The sequence below is a fragment of the Sinorhizobium sp. BG8 genome (assembly GCF_016864555.1).
In the GTDB taxonomy this organism is placed as follows: domain Bacteria; phylum Pseudomonadota; class Alphaproteobacteria; order Rhizobiales; family Rhizobiaceae; genus BG8.
This window is the reverse complement of the sequence record NZ_CP044011.1, coordinates 4476618-4498406: the sequence shown is the minus strand read 5'-3', so window position 1 is coordinate 4498406 and position 21789 is coordinate 4476618. Positions and strand designations below refer to the sequence as shown.

Sequence of the window (21789 nt, the reverse complement as noted above, 5' to 3'; positions counted from 1 at the left end):
GCGCTGATGTCTCAGAATATTGCTGCCTTCCTCTATCTCGTCTCGGGCGTCCTGTTCATCATAGCGCTGCGCGGGCTCTCTCATCCGACAACCAGCCGTCGCGGCAACATGCTCGGCATGACCGGCATGGGGATCGCGATCGTCACGACGCTGCTCCTGGCGACGCCCTCCTTCGGCGGGCTGCTGCTGATCGTGCTCGGCCTTGCCATCGGCGGCGGGGCAGGGGCGTACATCGCACGCTCCATCCCGATGACCTCGATGCCGCAGCTCGTCGCCGGCTTCCACTCGCTGGTCGGTCTCGCAGCCGTGCTTGTGGCCGCCGCAGCACTCTACTCGCCGTCCGCTTTCGGCATCGGCGAGGTCGGCTCCATCCACGGCCAGGCGCTGGTGGAAATGGCGCTCGGCGTGGCGATCGGCGCGATCACCTTCACCGGCTCGATCATCGCCTTCCTGAAACTTGACGGGCGCATGTCCGGCAAGCCGATCCTGCTGCCCTACCGGCACCTGATCAATGCGGCGCTGCTGGTCCTGATCGTCTTCTTCATCGCCGGTCTGGCGGTGAGCGAAAGCCACTTCGACTTCTGGGCGATCGTGCTGCTGTCGCTGGCGCTCGGTGTTCTGATCATCGTGCCGATCGGCGGGGCAGACATGCCCGTCGTCGTGTCGATGCTGAACTCCTATTCGGGATGGGCAGCGGCCGGTATCGGCTTCACGCTCGGCAACCTCGCGCTGATCATCACCGGGGCGCTGGTCGGCTCCTCCGGTGCCATCCTCTCCTACATCATGTGCAAGGGGATGAACCGCTCGTTCATCTCGGTCATCCTCGGCGGTTTCGGCGGAGAGACGGCTGTAGCGGCGGACGACGGCGTCCAGCGGACGGTGAAGCAGGGTTCCGCAGACGACGCGGCCTTCCTCATGCAGAACGCCTCGAAGGTGATCATCGTCCCCGGCTATGGCATGGCTGTCGCCCAGGCGCAGCATGCGCTGCGCGAACTCGCCGACAAGCTGAAGGAAAACGGCGTCGAGGTGAAGTATGCGATCCACCCGGTCGCCGGCCGCATGCCCGGCCACATGAACGTGCTGCTCGCCGAGGCGAACGTTCCCTATGACGAGGTCTTCGAGCTCGAGGACATCAACTCCGAGTTCGCGCAGGCCGACGTCGCCTATGTCATCGGTGCCAACGACGTGACCAATCCGGCGGCCCGCGATGACAAGACCTCGCCGATCTACGGCATGCCGATCCTCGACGTCGACAAGGCCAAGACCTGCCTCTTCGTCAAGCGTTCGCTCGGCTCCGGCTATGCCGGCATCGACAATACGCTGTTCTACAAGGACGGCACGATGATGCTTCTGGGCGACGCCAAGAAGATGACCGAGGAAATCGTCAAGGCGATGAACCACTGACGCACTGACACGCCCGAACGGGGTCCCCTCAGGGGGCTCCACAGGACAAAAAAGAAGCCCGCGAGACGATCTCGCGGGCTTTGTCGTTTACGCCTTCAGCGGGCCTAGGCCCAGGCCGTCGACCGGCCGGGCAAAATCACGCCTGACCGCGGGTACGCGCCAGGCCGTCCTTTGCGGGCTGATACTTCGGATCGAGCTGAAGCGCATGCGAATAGGACTTGGCGGCGCGGGCCTTGTCGCCGCGGCGCTCGTAGATCAGCGCCTGGTTCGCCCAGGATTCCGCAATCTTGTTGTTCAGCGTGATCGCGGTGTTGAAATCCGAGAACGCGTTGTCGTCGTCGCCCTGGGCGGCATAGGAGATGCCACGGCCGTTGTACGGCTCCGGCGAATTCGGCGACAGCGAGATCGCCTTCGAGAAGTCCTCGATGGCCTGCCCGTGCTGCCCGCGGGTCTGGTAGATCAGGCCGCGGTTGTGATAGGCGCGCGGATCGGTGGTGTCGAGCTCGATCGCCTTGTTGAAATCCTTGAAGGCATCGTCGACGCGGCCTGCCTGGCGGTAGAGGTTGCCACGGCCGATATACGCGACGTCATAGTTCGGGTTGATCTGCAGTGCCGAATTGTAGTCGGCGGCAGCTTCGCCCTGCTTGCCGAGGTTGCGCTGAACGAGCGCGCGGTTGGCGTAGGCCTGGTAGAAGCGCGGGTTCAGCGTGATCGCACGGTCGAAATCGTCGAGAGCCTTGCGGAACTGGCCTGCGCGGCCATAGGCGGAGCCGCGGACGTTGTAGCCTTCGGGATCCTGCGGGTTGGCCGCGATCACGCTCGAAAGCGAGGCGATGTTCTCGTTCGATCCCTGCTCGCGTTCGATCTGGATCACGTCGGAGGAATTGTTCGACTGGCAGCCGGCCAGAAGCGCCGGGGCGGCGACAGCAAGCAGAAGAGCGGCGAGACGCCCCTTTGAAAGCAATCGGGTCGTTCGGCGATCGGAAGTGTAGGAAGAAAAACCGGAAATGCCTGCCATGTTCAAGTGTTGTCCCTCAAGGCGGCGCCAAGCGCCCGATTCTGATCATGCCGGAACCCGCCGTCCGCAACATGGAGCTGCGGCCCTCTGAGCGTATCGCGGATATTCGTGAATGCCCGCCGCCAGTTCCGGCTGATGTCTGCAGCCGCTTTTGTCCTGCTGGACCCGTGAAGACAGTTTCGACCGAGGTCGATGGCCAGGCTGTCTCGTCCCCTTCACAGAGGGGCGGACGCGCCAGTCCCTGCGTCATATTAAAAAGGCGGCGGCGAACATATCGCCCCCGCCAGACCTTGCATCGGAAAACGTCGAAAAAACGACCGATCAGCGTGCTGCGGTGCGACCGCCGCTGACGAGGCCTTCGCGCTGTGCGCGCTTGCGAGCCAGCTTGCGAACACGGCGGACAGCCTCAGCCTTTTCGCGGGCGCGCTTCTGCGACGGCTTTTCATAGTAGTCGCGCATCTTCATTTCCCGGAAAATGCCTTCGCGCTGCATCTTCTTCTTGAGAGCGCGGAGAGCCTGATCGACGTTGTTATCGCGGACAAGTACCTGCACGAGAATCCCGTTCCTTTAGTTCGAGTGGTGAGCCTCGCGAGCGCAGGCCGCCAAGGCAAATAAAATACGTTCGCGGCGCCGGATTGGCGTGCGATTGGAGCGTCGGATACCAGATCACCCGCTGCAAGTCCAGCCTCGATGTCGCAGGCGGTGGAAAATATGTGCCCGCCGCCCCCGAAAAAACCGCTCCCGGCCGCTCCTGGAGCCGCAGGATGCCGTATCTGCGTCCGGAATGGAAGCGCCCGTCTGCGACATGTCGGCCGGCATGTCGCAGGTGTTGCAAGGCGCGCCCGAATGCGTCGCAAAGAAAACGTTGTGCGTTGCGCAGATTTGCTTTTTATCGGCGACACGGACATCGGGCCGGGACATACGGAGTAAGAGGCGGATGCGCAAATATTCGGTTTTCGCCGTAGCACGCGAGGCGTTGCGCGGTCACAAGGGGTGGGAAGCCCAATGGACTTCACCGGAACCGCGCAAGGAGTACGATGTCGTCATCATCGGGGGTGGCGGTCACGGACTCGGCGCCGCCTACTATCTCGCGAAGGAACATGGCATCACCAATGTCGCCGTGATCGAGAAGGGCTGGCTCGGGGGCGGCAATACGGGCCGCAACACCACCATCATCCGCTCGAACTATCTCTATGACGAAAGCATGGACATCTACGAGCATTCGCTGAAGCTCTGGGAAGGGCTGTCGCAGGAGCTCAACTACAATGTCATGTACTCGCCGCGCGGCGTCATGATGCTGTCCCACAATGTCCACGATCGCCAGTCCTTCAGCCGGCACATTCACGCCAATCGCCTTCACGGCATCGACAATGAATGGCTGACGCCGGAGCAAGCCAAGGCCTACTGCCCGCCGCTCGATATTTCCGCTACCGCGCGCTATCCGATCAACGGTGCAGCCCTGCAGCGGCGCGGCGGCACGGCGCGCCACGATGCGGTCGCCTGGGGTTATGCGCGTGCCGCTTCGGATCGCGGCGTGCACATCATTCAGAACTGTGAGGTCAAGGGCATCCGCCGCGGCCCGAGCGGTGAAGTGACGGGTGTCGACACCAGCCGGGGCTTCATTGGCGCCAAGAAGATCGCCGTTTCCGCATCGGGGCACAATTCCGTGGTCATGGCGATGGCCGACGTTCGCGTTCCCCTGCATTCGACGCCGCTTCAGGCGCTGGTTTCCGAGCCGATGAAGCCGATCTTCCCGTGCGTGGTCATGTCGAACTCGGTTCACGCCTACATCTCCCAGTCCGACAAGGGCGAGCTGGTGATCGGTGCCGGTACGGACCAGTACAACTCCTATTCCCAGACCGGCGGCCTGCAGATCATCACGCATACGCTCGACGCCATCTGCGAGCTGTTCCCGATGTTCCGCCGGGTGAAGATGATGCGCCAGTGGGGCGGCATCACCGACAACACCCCGGATCGCTCGGCCATCCAGGGCGTGACGCCCGTGCCGAACCTCTTCGTCAACTGCGGCTGGGGAACCGGCGGCTTCAAGGCGACCCCCGGCTCGGCGCACCTGTTTGCCCACCTGATCGCGAAAGGCGAGCCGCACAAGCTGGCGGCGGGGCTCACGCTGGACCGTTTCCGCACGGGACGCCTCATCGATGAAGCGGCCGCCGCGGCCGTGGCGCACTGACAGAGATTCTCCCGTGCGCGCCGGCCGGCCCGGGTCCGGCGCCCATGGGACAGGAGAGACACGATGCTTTTGATCCACTGCCCCTATTGCGAGGAAGATCGCTCCGAGCTCGAATTCCGCCATGCCGGCGACGCCCATATTGCGCGGCCGACCAACATTGCGGATATCACCGACGCGGAATTCGAAGCCTTCTTCTTCCTGCGCGACAACCCCAAGGGACTGATTTTCGAACGCTGGCGGCACATCCACGGCTGCGGGCGCTTCTTCAATGCCGCACGCGATACGGTCAGCGACAAGTTCCTGATGAGCTACAAGGCGGGCGAACCCAAGCCGGATCTTTCGGACAAGCCGAAGGCCACGGAAAAGACTGTCGAGACCTATGAAGCCACGGAAGGACTGGCGAAATGACGGGCGCTAATCGCATTGCAGGCGCCGGTCGCCTGACCCCCGCCAAGACCGCGCGTTTCACCTTCGACGGCAAGACCTACGCGGCGCTCGAAGGCGACACGGTCGCCTCCGCGCTGATCGCGAACGGCGTCCATCTCGTCGGACGGTCGTTCAAGTACCACCGGCCGCGGGGCATCCTGTCGGCGGGACCGGAGGAGCCGAACGCGCTCATCGACGTCGCCCGCGACACGGCGCGCAAGCAGCCCAATGTGCGGGCGACCGTGCAGGAAGTCTTCGACGGCATGAAGGTGGAGTCCCAGAATCGCTGGCCTTCGCTCGCCTTCGACGTCGGCGGCATCAACAACGCTTTCTCCCCCTTCTTCGCGGCGGGTTTCTACTACAAGACCTTCATGTGGCCGCGCGCCGCCTGGGAAAAGGTCTATGAGCCCTTCATTCGCCGCGCCGCCGGCCTCGGCGTGGCGCCGACGGAAGAGGATCCGGACCACTACGCCAACCGATACGCCTATTGCGACGTGCTCGTGGTCGGAGCCGGTGTCGCCGGTCTTGCGGCGGCGCTGTCTGCTGCGCGGGCAGGGGCAAAAGTCATCCTCTGCGACGAGCAGCCGGAAGCCGGCGGCGCGCTGCATTTCGACAAGGGCGTGACGATCGACGGACAGGAGGGCTACGCCTGGGCGCAGGCCGCAACCGCCGAACTCTCGACCATGGAAAACGTCACGGTGCTCACCCGCACCACGGCGTTCGGCTACTACAACCACAATTTCGTCGGTCTTGCCGAACGCGTCACGGATCACCTGTCGCGACCCGACCGCAAGCTCCCCCGCGAGCGGCTGTGGCAGGTCCGTGCCAAGCGCGTGATCCTGGCGACGGGTGCGATCGAGCGGCACATGGTGTTCGCCAACAACGACCGGCCCGGCATCATGCTGGCCTCTGCGGCCCGCACGTACCTCAACCATTTCGGCGTCGCGGTAGGCCGCAAGATCGGCGTCTACACCGCGAACGATTCCGCCTACGAGGCGGCCTTCGACTTGAAGCGCGCCGGGGTTTCGATCGCAGCGATCGTCGACTGCCGCGAAAGACCGGGCGAGAAGGTGCTCTCCGAGGCGCGGTCGCTCGGGATTGAGGTTCTCACCGGCCATTCCGTCGTGGACACCAAGGGATATCGCCGGATTTCTTCCATGAAGGTCGTGCGCAACGGCGGCGGCGCCGCGCGCTCCATTCCCGTCGATGCACTGATCATGTCGGCCGGCTGGACGCCTTCCGTGCACCTGTTCTCGCAGTCGCGCGGCAAGGTTGCCTACGATGCCGAGACCGGACGGTTCCTGCCGGGAACCTACGCGCAGGACTGCCTCTCGATCGGCGCGTGCAACGGCACGATCGGCCTGCAGGCAACGATCGAGGAAGCCCTTGCGGCGGGCGACCTGATGGCGCGCGCAACGGGCCATCAGAGCGGCGCAAAGCTGGAACTGCACGGCGAGAACGCCATCGAGTGGACCGGCGGCATGGCCGGGAGCGCGGAGGGCGCTGGAGCGGACACCACCGTCAAGGCCTTCGTCGACTTCCAGAACGACGTCTGCGCCAAGGACATCCGCCTTGCCGTGCGCGAGGGCATGCACTCCATCGAGCACATCAAGCGCTTCACCACCAACGGCATGGCGACCGACCAGGGCAAGCTGTCCAACATCCACGGGCTGGCGATCGCTGCGGACATGCTCGGTCGCGAGATTCCGAAGGTTGGTCTGACGACCTTCCGCGCGCCGTACACGCCGGTCACGTTCGGAACGCTGATCAGCCACTCGCGCGGAGACCTGTTCGATCCCGCCCGCAAGACACCGATGCATCCCTGGGAAGAGGCGCATGGCGCGGTCTTCGAGGATGTCGGCAACTGGAAGAGAGCCTGGTACTATCCGCGCTCGGGCGAGACGATGCACGATGCGGTCAACCGCGAATGCCGCACGGTCCGCGACGTCGCAGGCATCTTCGACGCCTCGACGCTCGGCAAGATCGAGGTCGTCGGTCCGGATGCGGCCGAGTTCCTCAACCTGATGTACACCAATGCATGGGACACGCTGAAGCCCGGTCGCTGCCGATACGGCATCATGCTGCGCGAGGACGGCTTCGTCTATGACGACGGCGTCGTCGGCAGGCTGGCGGAAGACCGCTTCCATGTGACGACCACGACGGGCGGAGCGCCCCGGGTGATGAACCATATGGAGGACTATCTCCAGACGGAATTCCCGCACCTCAAGGTCTGGCTCACATCCACGACCGAGCAATGGGCTGTCATCGCCGTCCAGGGCCCGAAGGCGCGCGAGATCATCGCTCCGCTGGTCGAGGGCATCGACATGTCGAATGAAGCCTTCCCGCACATGAGCGTGCGCGAGGGCAAGATCTGCGGCGTTCCGACCCGGCTCTTCCGCATGTCGTTCACCGGCGAGGCCGGCTATGAGGTCAACGTGCCTGCCGACTACGGCCAGGCCGTATGGGAGGCGATCTGGGCCCAGGCCGAACCGCTCGGCGCCTGCGCCTACGGCACCGAGACGATGCACGTGCTGCGCGCCGAGAAGGGCTACATCATCGTGGGCCAGGATACGGACGGAACGGTCACCCCCTTCGATGCGGGCGTGGGCTGGGCGGTCTCGAAGAAGAAGACCGATTTCGTGGGCATCCGGGGCCTCAAGCGGCCGGATCTGGTGAAGGAAGGCCGCAAGCAGATGGTCGGCCTGCTGACCAAGGACCCGACGGAAGTGCTGGAAGAGGGCGCGCAGATCGTCGCCGATCCGAACGAGCCCAAGCCGATGACCATGCTCGGCCACGTGACCTCGTCCTACTGGTCGGAGAACTGCGGACGGTCGATCGCGCTTGCGGTCGTGGCGGGTGGCCAGGCCAAGCTCGGCCAGACGCTCTACATCCCCATGCCTGACAAGACGATCGCGGTGGAAGTCAGCGAAATGGTGTTCATTGACAAGGAAGGGGTACGCCTCAATGGCTGAAGCACTTCGTATCGAACCGCTCGCCGGCCGTCATGGCGGCTCCCGGGCCGCACGGGTCGAGCCGGCGGCACCCGCCACCCGGTTGTCGCTGCGGGCGGGGGCTGACGCCGTGTCCGCGCTTTCCGCCGCCCTCGGCCTCACCCTTCCCACGAAGGCGAAGACGTCTGCCTCCTCGAAGGGCCGCCACGCGCTGTGGCTCGGTCCCGACGAATGGTTGCTGATCGACGAGAACGGCGCGGATCTCCTGGCTGCGGCGGCATCCGCCAAGGTCCTCCATTCGGCCGTGGATGTTTCCCACCGCAACACCGCCGTGATCGTGTCGGGTCCGAGCGCTGCCGAGGCAATCACGAGCGCGAGCCCCCTCGACCTGTCGCCGGTGGTCTTCCCCGTTGGTGCCTGCGCACGCACCGTGCTCGGCAAGATCGAGGCCGTGATCTATCGCACGGGCAAGGACGACTACAGGGTGGAGTTCTGGAGGTCATTTTCTCCCTATGCCTTCGGAATCCTGTCCGAGGGCGCGGAGGACGTGTCTGTCTGACCGGACGCGCCCTGCGGCTCCGCCTGGGATAAACATCCGCGAATGAAAGTCTTGTGGCCCCGCAATCTCCCGATTGTCGGGGCCATTCCTTGATCCCGTCTCAGCCGTCTTCCGGACGGTCCTTCGGGTCGAACTGGATGATCGTGATCCAGCTTGCCGTCAGCGCAGGCTTGCGCTCGTTCTCGACATCCACCGTCACGTCATAGGTGACCATGAGCATGCCGCCGCCACGAAAACGGGCGTCCGCCATCGTGAAGCGGCCGCGCACCTTCGCGCCGCTCTTCACCGGCGTCATGAAGCGGACCTTGTCGAAGCCGTAGTTGATGCCCATCGTCTGCTCGATCACGCGCGGCAGGCAGTCGTAGTTCATCGCCGAAAGCAGCGAAAGCGAGAGGAAGCCATGCGCGATCGTTCCGCCGAAGGGCGTCTCGGCGGCGGCCCGCTCCGGATTAGTATGGATGAACTGGTGATCTTCCGTGGCATCGGCGAACCGGTCGATCATGCTCTGGTCGACGGTAAACCATTTCGAGACACCGATTTCCTTGCCGATCAGGTCCTTGACGTCGCGGAGATGAATGTCTTTCGGCATAGCTTGTCCCTGTGCACGGGTGGGCGAGGCGTTCTTACAGGCCAGCGACCGCAGGATCAATTCAATAGATTTCCACGAAGAACTCAACGCTGCGCGAGGCTGCGGTGTGCGGTGAGGCACCCTCGGCCAGCAAAGCACGCCAGCCTTTCCCCAGGGTTTCGGGGAGCGAGAGGGGCTGGTCGCAGCGCTCCCGATTGAAGACGATCGCGAGCCGCGTCTGACGTTTCTGCTCGCTGTCTATTGTCGAAAGCAGCATGATGAGGCTGCCGGCAACGGCATTTTCCCAATCGGGCACGGCCATCGGAGCGCCGCCAAGCGTCAGCCAGGCGACATCGCCCGCACCGGTGAAGAAGGCGTCCTGCGAGAAGACGGAGAAGCGTTTTCGGGCGGCGGCGAGGCGGGAGGCATAGGCAAGCAGGTCTTCGTCCGCCGTCGTCCAGTCTAGCCAGGTCAGCGAATTGTCCTGGCAATAGGCGTTGTTGTTGCCGTGCTGCGTGCGGCCGAACTCGTCGCCGGCGGTGATCATCACGGAGCCCTTCGAGGCGAAGAGGCTCGCCAAGAGCGCCATCACGTCCCTGCGCCGTGCGGCGACGATGTCCGGCTGGCCGGTCTCACCCTCGACGCCATTGTTCCAGGAGTGGTTTTCGTTGTGGCCGTCGCGGTTGTCTTCGCCGTTGGCCTGGTTGTGCTTCTCGGTGTACGAGACGACGTCCATCAGAGCGAAGCCGTCATGGGCGGCGATGAAGTTGACGCTGCGGCTGGTCGTGCCGCCGTTGCGCGAGAAGATGTCGGACGAACCGCTGATGGTCGTTGCAAGCGAACCGAGGCGATGCCTGTCTCCGCGCCAGAACATGCGCATGTCGTCGCGAAACCGGTCGTTCCATTCCAGGAAGGCAGACGGGAAGTTGCCAAGCTGATAGCCGCCGGGCCCGATATCCCACGGCTCCGCGATGAGCACACGGTCGGCGAGAACGGGATCGGCATGCATTTCAGAAAGCAGCGCGGCTTCTGGCCGGAAACTGCCATCCTCGCGCCCGAGTATCGATGCGAGGTCGAAGCGAAAGCCATCGACGCCGGCATTCAGCACGAAGTGCCGGAGACTGTCGAGAACGAGGTGGCGGATCTGCGGATGCTCGCACGCGATCGTGTTGCCGCATCCGGTGTCGTTGACGAGGTCGCCGGGCCTGTCGGGGAGGCGCCGGTAGTAGGTAAGATTGTCCAGTCCGCGCATCGAAAGCGTCGCGCCGTGGCGGTCGCTTTCTCCGGAGTGGTTGAAGACGAGGTCGAGTATGACGCCGATGCCTTCGGCGCGAAGCGCGGCGACCGTGGATGCCAGCTCCGGCATGCCGCCCGGGACGAGACGCGGATCAAGGGCCATCAGTGCGATCGGGTTATAGCCCCAGCTGTTGTGGAGTCCGAGGGGCGGCAGGTGGCGTTCATCTATCCATGCGGTGATCGGCATCAGCTCCACCGCTTCCACGCCGAGCCGTTTCAAGTGCTTGAGCACGGCAGGATGGGCGAGAGCGCCGACGGTGCCGCGCATCGCCTCGGGCACCTCCGGATGCAGCATGGTGAAGGCACGCACCGCAACTTCGTAGATGAAGCCGCCGCGACCCAGCAGGGGCGGCGACACCGCGACGGGCTTGTCGACAGTAACGATCGCCTTCGGCACGAGGGCGGCGGTATCCTCTCCGTAGACGCCAAGCCGCCCGTCGTAGACGAAGGGGCGGTCCAGCACCTTGGCATAGGGATCGACAAGAAGCTTCGACGGGTCGAACCAGAGCCCGTGATCGGGCGAATAGATACCGTCGGCACGAAAGCCGTAGCGGGTGCCGGCGCCGATGCCGGCCACGAAGGCTGCGTGCCTGCCGGTTTCTTCGCGCGTCATTGCAAGGCGGCGGACTTCCGTCCGCCCCTCGTCGTCGAAGATGCACAGGTCGATGCGCGCTGCGTCGTGGGAGTGCACCGCGAATATCACGCCATCCGCGGAGACGCTTGCTCCCAGCATCGGAAGGGCCACCGGCGTTACCGCCATCACGTGATGACGCTTGGTGCGTCGCGGCCGGTGCGGCTCCTGATCCCGGCAATCTCGTCGGCAACAGCGATAAGGTCGGCGAGAGCCGCCTGCGTCTCAATGCCGTGGCGGGATGTGTCCGGCTCGAACCGCTCGATGTAGACGCGAAGCGTCGCGCCTGAGGTTCCAGTGCCGGACAGGCGGAACACGACCCGCGAACCGCCTTCGAACAGGATGCGGATGCCCTGGTTCTTGCTGACCGAGCCGTCGACCGGATCGTGATAGGCGAAATCGTCCGCCGCCACGACCTTGAGCGCTCCGAAGGACTTTCCGGGCAGCGTTGCGAGCTGGTCGCGCAGCGCCGTCACGAGGCCGTTGGCGGCTGCCGAATCGACCTCTTCGTAGTCATGGCGCGAATAGTAGTTGCGGCCATAGGTCGCCCAGTGGCTGTGGACGATATCGATCACGCTCTCCTTGCGCACGGCAAGGATGTTGAGCCACAGCAGCACTGCCCAAAGCCCGTCCTTCTCGCGTACATGGTTGGAACCGGTGCCGGCGCTTTCCTCGCCGCAGATCGTCGCAAGGCCGGCGTCGAGCAGGTTTCCGAAGAACTTCCAACCGGTCGGCGTTTCGTAGAGCTTGATCCCGAGCTTCTCGGCAACGCGGTCGGCCGCTCCGCTCGTCGGCATCGAGCGCGCGATGCCGGCAAGACCGGCGGAATAGCCGGGGGCGAGATGGGCATTGGCGGCCAGGAGCGCGAGGCTGTCCGACGGCGTCACGAAGATGCCCTTGCCGATGATGAGGTTGCGGTCGCCGTCCCCGTCGGACGCGGCGCCGAAGTCGGGCGCGTCGTCGGCCATCATCTGGTCGTAGAGCGCGCGGGCGTGCACGAGGTTCGGATCCGGATGGTGTCCGCCGAAGTCGGGCAGCGGCACGAAGTTGAGGACCGATCCCTTGGGCGCGCCCAGACGGTTCTCGATGATCTCCTTCGCATAGGGACCCGTCACTGCGCTCATGGCGTCGAAGACGACGTTGAAGCCGGAGGAGATCAGGCTGCGGATCGCAGCAAAATCGAAAAGCTCCTCCATCAGGGCGGCGTAATCCGTCACGGGGTCGATGACGGTTACCGACATGCCCGCGACGTCCTGCGCACCCTCGTTGTCGAGGTTGATATCCTCGACATCGGCGATCTTGTAGCTGTCTATGACCTTCGTGCGGGCATAGATCGCGTCGGTGATCTTCTCCGGCGCGGGACCGCCATTGCCGATGTTGTACTTGATGCCGAAGTCCTCGGTCGGCCCGCCGGGATTGTGGCTGGCGGAAAGGACGATGCCGCCGAAAGCCTTGTACTTGCGGATGATGTTGGAGGCGGCCGGAGTCGAGAGAATTCCGCCGCGGCCGACCAGAACGCGCCCGAAGCCGTTCGCGGCAGCCATCTTGATGGCGATCTGGATGACTTCACGATTGTAGAAGCGGCCATCGCCGCCGATCACCAGCGTCTCGCCGGCAAAGCCTTCCAGCGAATCGAAAATCGCCTGGATGAAGTTCTCCGCATAGTTCTTCTGCTGGAAGACGGGCACCTTCTTGCGCAGGCCCGAGGTCCCGGGCTTCTGGTCGTCGTAAGGGGTTGTCGCAATCGTCTTGATCATGGTCTTACACTCTCGCAAGGAGGCTGGAGTAGAGATGCGCGTACCGCTCGGCACTGTGCTCCCAGGAAACGTCGGACTTCATGCCCTGATTTTGCAGCCGTGCCCAGACCTTGGGCTCGTGATAGGCCTTGAATACCCGTCTCAATGCCTGACGCAACCCTTCAGCATTGATCGGGGTGAACTGGAAACCGGTCGCCACTCGCGCGGTGAGCGCCGCCTGGTTGGCATCGATCACCGTGTCCGCAAGACCGCCGGTACGCGCGACGACGGGGATGCAGCCGTAGCGCAAACCGTAAAGCTGGGTAAGGCCGCAGGGCTCGAAACGCGAGGGAATGAGGATGGCGTCGGCGCCCGCCTGCATCAGGTGCGACAGCGGCTCGTCATAGCCGATCGCGATTCCGACCCGGCCGCGGTGACGTGAGGCTGCTGCCAGAAGCGCGCCTTCCAGGCCCTGGTCGCCCGAGCCGAGAACGGCAAGCTTGCCGCCCTGCGAGACAATCCAGTCGACCACTTCGATGATGAGGTCGATCCCCTTCTGCCAGGTGAGCCGGCTGACGACGCAGAAGATCGGACCCTGGTCGTCATGGAGGCCGAATCGATCCGAAAGCGCCTTGCGATTGACCAAGCGACGGCGAAGCGAGCCGGCGGAGAAGGTGCCTGCGATGTGCGGGTCCAGTTCGGGGTTCCAGATCGCGGTGTCGATACCGTTGACGATGCCCCACAGTTCGGAGGCGCGGGCATTCATCAGGCCCTCGAGGCCCATCCCGAATTCCGGCATCATGATTTCATGGGCGTAGGTGGGACTTACCGTCGTGATCGCCCAGGCGGTCTGGAGCCCACCCTTCAGGAAACCGACGTCGCCGTAGTACTCGAGGCCGTCGACGCTGAAGGCCTCGGGCGGCAAGGCGAGGCTGGGAAAGATCTGCGGTCCGAACTGCCCCTGAAATGCGAGATTGTGGACGGTCATCACGGAAGGCGTGTTCGCAATCCCGGTGAAGCGCATGTAGACCGGCGTCATCGCTGCCTGCCAGTCGTGGGCGTGGACGATGTCCGGCTTCCAGCCGGCAATCCGGCCGCGGGCGATTTCGGCGCCGACATAGGAAAGCGCGGCGAAGCGCTTCCAGTTGTCGACGAAGTCCTTGCCCGTCGCATCGGTATAGGGGCCGCCCGTGCGGTCGAAGAAGCCCGGGGCATCCAGAACCAGAATGTCGAGACCCGCATGGGTGGCGGCGAGAACGCGCGCCTCCTCGCCGAAGAGGTCGGGAAACTCCGCGACGACCTCCGACGACGTCAGGCTCTGGACCACTGCCGGATAGCCGGGAACGAGCGTGCGCACGCGTACGCCATGCCCCGCCAGCGCCACCGGAAGCGCTCCTGCGACATCGGCAAGCCCGCCGGTCTTGATCAGCGGGAAGACTTCGGATGCCACCGAAAGTACGTTCATCGGGGATGGGTCCTAACTGCTCTGGATGTGCTCCGGAGCAGCGCCCCGGAGTGGTGTCTTAGAGATCGAGCTTGTCGATCATGGCCTGGGTAATCAGGCAGATGCCGCCGCTCGACCGACGGAATCGCTTTGCGTCGAAGTCCGGATCCTCGCCGACGATCAGCCCTTCCGGAATGATCACGCCGCGGTCGATGACGACGTTCCTCAGCTGCGCATGGCGACCGATCTTGACGTCGGGCAGGACCACCGCTCCCTCGAGACGCGAATAGGAGTTTGCCCTCACGCCGGTGAAGAGCAGGCTGCGATGAAGCGAGGAGCCCGAGATGATGCAATCGCCCGAGACGAGCGACGAGATCGCGGAGCCGCGCCGGTTGTCGTCGTCGTGGACGAACTTGGCCGGCGGCCTGATTTCCGCAAACGTCCATATCGGCCAGGTGCCGTCGTAGATGTCCAGCTCGGGCGTAATGTCGGTGAGGTCGATGTTCGCCTGCCAGTAGGCGTCCACCGTTCCGACATCCCGCCAGTAGGCCTCGCGCTCGAAGTCGGAGCGCACGCAGGAGGCGGCGAACCGATGTGCCACCGCTTTGCCGTTCTCGACGATGTAGGGGATGATGTCCTTGCCGAAATCCCGGCTGGAGTTGGGGTCGGCCGCGTCGCGCCGCAGCAGTTCCATCAGGAATTTCGTATGGAAGACGTAGATCCCCATCGACGCCAGTGCCATTTCCGGATTGCCGGGTATGCCGGGAGGATCGGCAGGCTTCTCGACGAAGGCGATGATCTCGTCCTTCTCGTCGACGTGCATGACGCCGAAGCCGGTCGCTTCCATGCGCGGCACTTCCAGGCAGCCGATCGTCACGTGGGCGCCCGAATCGACGTGCTGCTGCAGCATCAATTCGTAGTCCATCTTGTAGATGTGGTCCCCGGCGAGAATCACCATGTACTCGACGCCGTAGTCCTCGATGATATCCGCGTTCTGGTAGACCGCATCGGCCGTGCCTTCATACCATTGCGTCTCGGAGACGCGCTGGCTGGCCGGGAGGATGTCGAAGCTTTCGTTGCGCTCCGGGCGGAAGAAGTTCCAGCCCCGCTGCAGGTGCCTGATCAGCGAATGCGCCTTGTACTGCGTGGCGACCCCGATGCGCCTGATGCCGGAGTTCAGGGCGTTGGAAAGCGCAAAGTCTATGATGCGCGCCTTGCCGCCGAAATAGACGGCCGGCTTTGCCCGGCGGTCCGTGAGTTCCTTCAAACGGCTGCCGCGCCCGCCTGCGAGCACGTAGGCCATGGCGTCACGGGCGAGGGGTTGAATTCGCTTTTGATCCATAGTGTCCTCCCGACAAACGACTACGTGTCCTGTTCCAGCATCAATGTTGCCAGGGGTGGCAAAGTGATTGCGGCCGACACTGTTCCCTTATTGTCTTTTATCGCCTGAACGGCGCCTCCGTTGCCCTTCCCGCTTCCTCCGTAGATCTCGGCATCGCTGTTCAGGATTTCCTTCCATCTGCCTTCGACAGGCAGGGGCACGGAATAGTTCTCCCGGTAGACGGGCGTGAAGTTGGTGATCACGGCGATCATCTTCTCGCCCGGCGCCTTGCGCAGCCAGGCGAAGACCGAGTTGTCGCGGTCGTCGGCGATCAGCCATTCGAACCCTTCACCCTCGCAGTCGCGGGCATGGAGGGCAGGCTTGCGGCGATATGTTCCGTTCAGGTCCCTGACCAGCCGGCGCATTCCGGCGTGAAGCGGATACTCCAGCAGGTTCCAGTCGAGGGCCTTGCTTTCGCTCCATTCCTGCCACTGAGCGAATTCCTGTCCCATGAACAGCAGCTTCTTGCCGGGATATCCCCACATGAAGGAGTAATAGGCCCTGAGGTTCGCGAACTTCTGCCAGTCGTCACCAGCCATCTTGGCGATCAGCGACCCTTTCCCGTGAACCACCTCGTCGTGCGAAAGGGGCAACACGAAATTCTCGGAGAATGCGTAGAGCAATCCGAAGGTCATGTCGTTGTGGTGGAACTTGCGATGCACCGGCTCACGCGACAGATACTGCAGCGTGTCGTGCATGAACCCCATGTTCCACTTGAAGCCGAAGCCGAGGCCGCCCTCGTGGACAGGGTGCGAGACCTTCGGCCAGGAGGTCGATTCCTCCGCGATGGTCAGAATGCCGGGATGGCTGCCATAGACACGGGCGTTCATGTTCTGGAGAAAACGCACCGCCTCCAGATTTTCGTTGCCGCCGTATTCGTTCGGTACCCATTCGCCATGCTTGCGCGAATAGTCGAGGTAGAGCATGGACGCGACGGCATCGACGCGCAGCCCGTCGAGATGAAACTTCTCCGCCCAGTAGAGGGCGTTGTTCAACAGGTAGGCAAGGACCTCCATGCGGCCGAAGTTGTAGATGGCCGTGTTCCAGTCGGGGTGGAAGCCCTGGCGCGGGTCCTCGTGCTCGTAAAGCGCCGTGCCGTCGAACCACATGAGGCCATGCTCGTCCGTCGGAAAATGCGCCGGCACCCAATCGAGAATGACGCCGATGCCCACCTTATGGCAGCCGTTGACGAAACGCGTCAGTCCCTCCGGCTCCCCGAGACGGGCGGTCGGCGAGTAGAGGCCCGTTGTCTGATAGCCCCAGGAGGGATCGAACGGGTACTCCGTGATGGGCAGGAACTCGATGTGGGTGAAGCCCATGTCGACGCAGTAGGGGATCAGCTTTTCCGCAAGCTCGTCCCAGGTTAGCATCTCGCCGTTGGTACGCCGCTGCCAGGAGGTCGCATGGACCTCATAAATCGAAATCGGCTGCCGGCGCGCGTCGGTTGACGACCAGAAGGCGCGGTGGGCCTCGTCCTGCCACTCCTGTTCGATTTCGGCCGCGGTCACCGATGCGTTCTGGGGACGCAATTCCGAACGGCGGGCGAAGGGATCCGCCTTCAGCGGCAGGAGGTCGCCATTCTTGCCGACGATTTCGTACTTGTAGGCGCTTCCGGCCGGAACGCCGGGGAGGAATATCTCCCATATGCCGGTATCGCGCCGCAGCCGCATGACGTGGCGGCGTCCATCCCACGAATTGAATTCGCCGACCACCGAAACGCGTTGCGCATTGGGGGCCCATACGGCGAAGTGGAACCCATCGACCCCATCCAGATTGAGAGGATGGGCACCCATGCGATCGAAGAGACGCAGGTGCGAACCCTGCCGGATATAGTAGTCGTCCATCGGTCCGAGAACCGGGCCGAAGCTGTATGGATCGACCACGATCCATTCGCCGCCGTCGTTGCGGGCACGGTATCTGATCGGCTGCTGCTTGCGAACGGAGACGCTGCCGGCAAAGATGCCGGCGGGGTCAAGGCGCTCCAGCACGCCGATTTCCTTGCCCGCCAGCGTCTCCGCCGTGACGGACAGCGCACCGGGGATGAAGCAGCGCGTATCGTATTTCCCGCCGCTTTCGTGAAGTCCCAGGACAGCGAAGGGATCGGGGTGCCTGGCTCCGAGAATCGCATCAATGTCTGAACGCGTCAGGGGCCCTGACGCAGCGTCCGCGCCTTTGTTTTGCGCGTCCTTCATCAGGCTCTCCAGATCTCGGTCGCATACTGACGAATCGTCCGGTCGGAAGAGAACCAGCCCATCCGGGCAGTGTTGAGGATCGCCTTGGAGTTCCAGGCTGCCTTGTCATTCCAGAGCGCATCGACTTCGCGCTGCGCCTTGGCGTAGGCCTCGAAATCAGCGGCCACCATGAACCAGTCGTGATTGTAGATGCCGTCGACGAGTGCGGTGAAGCGGTTGCGGTCGTCGGGCGAGAAGACGCCGGAAGATATCGCGGCGAGCGCCTGCGACAGTTCGGGCGAAGCCTCGATGATTTCCCGCGGGTTGTGGCCATCCGCGCGGACCTTGGCGACTTCCGCCGCGGTCATGCCGAAGATGATGATGTTCTCGGGGCCGACGTGATCGCGCATCTCGACGTTGGCGCCATCGAGCGTGCCGATGGTGAGCGCACCGTTCAGGGCGAACTTCATGTTGCCCGTGCCCGATGCCTCCATCCCGGCGGTGGAGATCTGCTCGGACAGGTCGGCCGCGGGCACCATCACCTCGGCGAGCGAGACGTTGTAGTTCGGGACGAACACCACCTTCAGAAGGCCGCGCACGGACGGATCGTTGTTGATCACGCGCGCCACGTCGTTCGCGAGCTTTATGATGAGCTTGGCGTTGTGGTAGCTCGGGGCAGCCTTGCCCGCGAAGAGCTTGACCCTCGGCACCCAGTCGAGCTCGGGATGCGAGCGCATCTGGTCGTAGAGAGCCACGGCCTCGACGATGTTGAGAAGCTGGCGCTTGTACTCGTGGATGCGCTTGATCTGGATGTCGAACATCGCCGAAGGATCGATGCGCACGCCCATGCGGCTCTGGACGAGGTTTGCCAGCCGGTTCTTGTTTGCCCGCTTGATGGCCGCGAAGCGCTCCTGGAACTCAGCGTTGCCGGCATGGGCGTCGAGCGCGGTCAACGCTTCGGCATTGTCGACGAAGTCATCGCCGATCGCCTCGCGGACGAGGCCGAACAGGCCCGGATTGCACTGCATCAGCCAGCGGCGCGGCGTGATCCCGTTGGTCTTGTTGTTGATGCGGTCCGGGTAGAGCCGGTGGAGATCGGCAAAGACGGTCTCCTTCATCAGCTCCGTGTGAAGCGCGGATACGCCGTTGACGGAATGCGAGCCGACGAAGGCGAGGTTGCCCATGCGCACGCGCCGCTCTCCGCTTTCCTCGATCAGCGATATGTTGCGGATGCGGGGATCGTCGTACTGCTTTTCCTTGCGTGCGACGAGCAGGATCTTCGCGTTGATCGCATAGACGATCTGCATGTGGCGGGGCAGGAGCCGTTCGAACAGCGGTACAGGCCAGCTTTCCAGCGCTTCCGGCAGCAGGGTGTGGTTGGTGTAGGAAAAGGTCCTGCGAGCGATATCCCAGGCGATGTCGAAATCCATGCCGTGAACGTCAGTCAGCAGGCGCACGAGCTCGGCAACGGAAACCGCCGGGTGGGTATCGTTCAGCTGGATCGCCACCGCGTCCGGGAGGGAGGTGAAATCCGGGTACTGCTGCAGATGGCGGCGCAGGATGTCCTGCAGCGACGCCGAGGAGAAGAAGAACTCCTGACGCAGCCGCAGTTCCTGGCCCGCGGGCGTTGCGTCGGCCGGATAGAGCACGCGGGTCAGGCTTTCGGCCTTGTTGCTTTCGCGCAGCGCCCCGATGTGGTCGCCGGCATTGAACGCATCGAGCAATATCGGATCGATGGGATTGGCCGCCCAGAGGCGAAGGGTATTGACGCGCTTCGCACGCCAGCCGACGGCCGGCGTATCATAGGCTGTCGCGATCACCCGCTCGGCAGGCTTCCAGACGAAACGCTGCCTGTCCTCGCCGATGTTGACCGTCTCGACCGAGCCGCCGAAGCCGATTTCGTAGGAGCTTTCGCGGCGTTCGAATTCCCAGGGGTTGCCGTGGGCCAGCCAGGTCTCGGGCAGTTCCACCTGCCAGCCGTCGGCCATCTGCTGGCGGAACAGGCCATGGACGTAGCGGATGCCGTAGCCATAGGCCGGCACGTCCACCGTCGCCATCGATTCGATGAAACAGGCCGCGAGACGGCCAAGGCCGCCATTGCCGAGCGCCGCATCGGGTTCGAGCTCCGCGATTATGTCGATGTCCACGCCGAGGGACGTCAGCGCTGCCCGCATCTCGTCCATTATGCCGATGTTCGTCATCGCATCGCGCATCAGGCGGCCGATGAGGAACTCGAGCGACATATAATAGACGCGCTTGGCGCCAGTCGCGTAGGTGCGACGGGTCGATTCCATCCATTTGTCGGTAATGCGGTCGCGCGCCACCAGGATCGCAGCGGTCAGCCAGTCATGCGGCTTGGCGACCTTCGGATCCTTGCCGATACGGTATTTCAGACGCTCGAGAAGCTCGGTGGCGATCTGATCCGGATTCGACGAGCGTAGCGCCGGAGTGGGGAGGTCGGTGGCGGAAACCCGGTTCGTCATAGCAGGACGCTATCCCCTTTAATTCTTGATCGGCTTCATGAAAATCAATCCACGGTCCGATTTATGCATCTATCCGAAGCGCTTGCAATATACCATTTTCATTAACTGAGCGTCTGTCGGAAGTACGGGCAAAAGCCCTGAAATGCAAAGCCCCGCTTCGCGGCGCGAAGCGGGGCTGATCGTGAATTGCTGTTTCGGAACCGCTATTTCGTCAGGCGGGCGACGACTGCGGAGCTCTGCTGGCCGATATATTTGAAGGCGGCGATCAGGTCGGTCGCGCTTTCCGCCGCGAAGTAGTGGCTCGTGGTGGTGGCGCAATACTTCAGAAGGGTCTGGCCGCGGGTCGGTGCCATGAAGGCGATCGTGTAGACCTCCATCTTGTCGGTCCTGGCCTTGTCGCACCACTTCTTGGTTTCGGTGTCGGCCGAGGTCCCGGCACTGCCGCTGGAGCTGCCGTTGTACGACGTGTTGTCACCGTCCGTCATGAAGACGATGTACTTCGTCGGCACCTGGCCGTTGTTCGCCTTGTTCTTGTGCGCGGTATCCTCAGCCGTTGTCGCGAGCGTCTGGTAGGCCGTCTTGAACGGGGTCGAGGAGTCCGTATTGCCGGATGCGGTAAGCGCATTCACGTAGGACAGCACGCCGGACGTGCCCCAGGCGAAGGCCGTGGGTGTCTGGGCGGCGGAGTTGTAGGAGATCGCCGCCGTGCGAACGTAGGTCTCCGTCGGGTCTGCCGTCTTCATCTGCGTGAGAAGGTCGGCGGTCGCCAGCTTCAGGGATTCCATCTTGGTCAGATAGCCCGTGCAGGTCTTCGCGTTGCCCTTCTTGTCGTAGCAGGTGTAGGTCGTCTTCGTGGACGTATCCTCAGCCATGGAGCCGGAACGGTCGAGCACGAAGTACATCGAAAGCGCGTTCTTCGATTCGGTGCCGCTTTCGGCCGTGCTTTCGGCGTTCAGCGTCGTCGACTCCTGGCCGAAGAGCTGGGTCAACGGATTGAAAATGAAGTCGTACTTGGCGCTGACCTCGACCTTGTAGGATTTGCCGCCGCCTTCAAGGGCGGTTTCGGTAACGGTGACGGACGAGTTGGAGTCGATGTCGCTGCCGCCGTCACCTTTTGCCTCGTCCTCCCCGTCGACGCTGTTGGTGCTACCCATCTGCGTCTTTAGGAAGTTCATCGCCAGGAGCTTTGCCGCTTCCGCGGTGAAGCCCTGCTTGGTCATCGCGGCGGCGGCTGCAAGTGCGGCAGCGTCCGTTGCGTCCTGGAGGTTGGCCTTGGTCCGGATCATGCCGGTCAGGTCGATCGCGACGCCGCCGGCCCCAGCAGGACCGGCAGGACGAGCGCCGTCAGCATGGAGAAATTGCCGAGACGGTCCTTGTAGAGTTTCAGGAAAGATGCCTGCCGTTGCCTGTTGTCACTCATCTGACTTACCCACCCATTGTCATAATGTTGGGGGGAAAGTAGCAGCGAACTCTTATTTATCGGTTCTACCGGGTGGTGTAGTTTTAGTAAAATTGCACCAATGCCGAATT

16 protein-coding genes are annotated in these 21789 nt (G+C 63.4%); 5 read left to right on the top strand and 11 right to left on the bottom strand.

Going from position 1 to position 21789, the window contains the following annotated elements:
- The first annotated feature begins 6 nt into the window (after positions 1 to 6).
- A complete protein-coding gene (locus tag F3Y30_RS20900; RefSeq protein WP_203424560.1) occupies positions 7 to 1404 on the top strand; it encodes an NAD(P)(+) transhydrogenase (Re/Si-specific) subunit beta in 1398 nt (465 codons plus the stop codon).
- 136 nt (positions 1405 to 1540) lie between these two features.
- Here F3Y30_RS20900 and F3Y30_RS20895 read toward each other — a convergent pair whose 3' ends face one another.
- Complete coding sequence (locus F3Y30_RS20895; RefSeq protein WP_203424559.1) at positions 1541 to 2422, bottom strand: tetratricopeptide repeat protein; 882 nt, start codon at positions 2420 to 2422, stop codon at positions 1541 to 1543.
- Positions 2423 to 2743: 321 nt separating this feature from the next.
- Positions 2744 to 2974, bottom strand: a complete 231-nt coding sequence (rpsU, locus tag F3Y30_RS20890) for a 30S ribosomal protein S21 (RefSeq protein ID WP_203424558.1) — start codon at positions 2972 to 2974, stop codon at positions 2744 to 2746.
- Positions 2975 to 3359: 385 nt separating this feature from the next.
- On the opposite strand from rpsU, the gene F3Y30_RS20885 reads away from it, so the two are divergent.
- From F3Y30_RS20885 to F3Y30_RS20870, 4 genes are all read left to right on the top strand, one after another.
- Positions 3360 to 4613, top strand: a complete 1254-nt coding sequence (locus tag F3Y30_RS20885; RefSeq protein WP_203424557.1) for a sarcosine oxidase subunit beta family protein — start codon at positions 3360 to 3362, stop codon at positions 4611 to 4613.
- 63 nt (positions 4614 to 4676) lie between these two features.
- The gene (locus tag F3Y30_RS20880) at positions 4677 to 5021 is read left to right on the top strand and encodes a sarcosine oxidase subunit delta (protein WP_203424556.1); all 345 of its coding nucleotides are present in this window, start codon (positions 4677 to 4679) and stop codon (positions 5019 to 5021) included.
- Positions 5018 to 8011 (top strand): sarcosine oxidase subunit alpha, encoded by a 2994-nt coding sequence (locus tag F3Y30_RS20875; protein WP_203424555.1) that lies wholly within the window; start codon positions 5018 to 5020, stop codon positions 8009 to 8011. Before F3Y30_RS20880 ends, F3Y30_RS20875 begins: the two co-directional genes overlap by 4 nt.
- Positions 8004 to 8549 carry a sarcosine oxidase subunit gamma gene (locus F3Y30_RS20870; RefSeq protein WP_203424554.1) on the top strand — a complete coding sequence of 182 codons (546 nt, stop codon included), beginning with the start codon at positions 8004 to 8006 and terminating at the stop codon, positions 8547 to 8549. The genes F3Y30_RS20875 and F3Y30_RS20870 overlap by 8 nt, the downstream gene beginning before the upstream one ends.
- 100 nt (positions 8550 to 8649) lie before the next feature.
- Here the strand turns inward: F3Y30_RS20870 and F3Y30_RS20865 are convergent, their stop codons facing one another.
- From F3Y30_RS20865 to F3Y30_RS26775, 9 genes are all read right to left on the bottom strand, one after another.
- Entirely contained in the window at positions 8650 to 9138 is a 489-nt protein-coding gene (locus F3Y30_RS20865; protein ID WP_203424553.1) for a MaoC family dehydratase, read from the bottom strand.
- Between the two features lie 61 nt (positions 9139 to 9199).
- Complete coding sequence (gene glgX, locus F3Y30_RS20860) at positions 9200 to 11146, bottom strand: glycogen debranching protein GlgX (RefSeq protein ID WP_246752823.1); 1947 nt, start codon at positions 11144 to 11146, stop codon at positions 9200 to 9202.
- Positions 11147 to 11172: 26 nt separating this feature from the next.
- Positions 11173 to 12801 (bottom strand): alpha-D-glucose phosphate-specific phosphoglucomutase, encoded by a 1629-nt coding sequence (locus F3Y30_RS20855; RefSeq protein ID WP_203424551.1) that lies wholly within the window; start codon positions 12799 to 12801, stop codon positions 11173 to 11175.
- Between the two features lie 4 nt (positions 12802 to 12805).
- Complete coding sequence (gene glgA / locus F3Y30_RS20850; protein WP_203424550.1) at positions 12806 to 14245, bottom strand: glycogen synthase GlgA; 1440 nt, start codon at positions 14243 to 14245, stop codon at positions 12806 to 12808.
- Positions 14246 to 14303: 58 nt separating this feature from the next.
- The gene (glgC, locus tag F3Y30_RS20845) at positions 14304 to 15566 is read right to left on the bottom strand and encodes a glucose-1-phosphate adenylyltransferase (protein WP_203424549.1); all 1263 of its coding nucleotides are present in this window, start codon (positions 15564 to 15566) and stop codon (positions 14304 to 14306) included.
- A 20-nt stretch (positions 15567 to 15586) separates the two neighbouring features.
- Positions 15587 to 17797: a 1,4-alpha-glucan branching protein GlgB gene (glgB, locus tag F3Y30_RS20840; protein WP_203424548.1), complete on the bottom strand. Its 2211-nt coding sequence runs from the start codon at positions 17795 to 17797 to the stop codon at positions 15587 to 15589.
- Positions 17797 to 20259 (bottom strand): glycogen/starch/alpha-glucan phosphorylase, encoded by a 2463-nt coding sequence (locus F3Y30_RS20835; protein ID WP_203424547.1) that lies wholly within the window; start codon positions 20257 to 20259, stop codon positions 17797 to 17799. Before F3Y30_RS20835 ends, glgB begins: the two co-directional genes overlap by 1 nt.
- Positions 20260 to 20462: 203 nt before the next feature.
- The gene (locus F3Y30_RS20830) at positions 20463 to 21545 is read right to left on the bottom strand and encodes a vWA domain-containing protein (protein ID WP_348649857.1); all 1083 of its coding nucleotides are present in this window, start codon (positions 21543 to 21545) and stop codon (positions 20463 to 20465) included.
- A gap of 5 nt (positions 21546 to 21550) precedes the next feature.
- Positions 21551 to 21679 (bottom strand): hypothetical protein, encoded by a 129-nt coding sequence (locus F3Y30_RS26775; protein ID WP_348649856.1) that lies wholly within the window; start codon positions 21677 to 21679, stop codon positions 21551 to 21553.
- Positions 21680 to 21789: the final 110 nt, after the last annotated feature.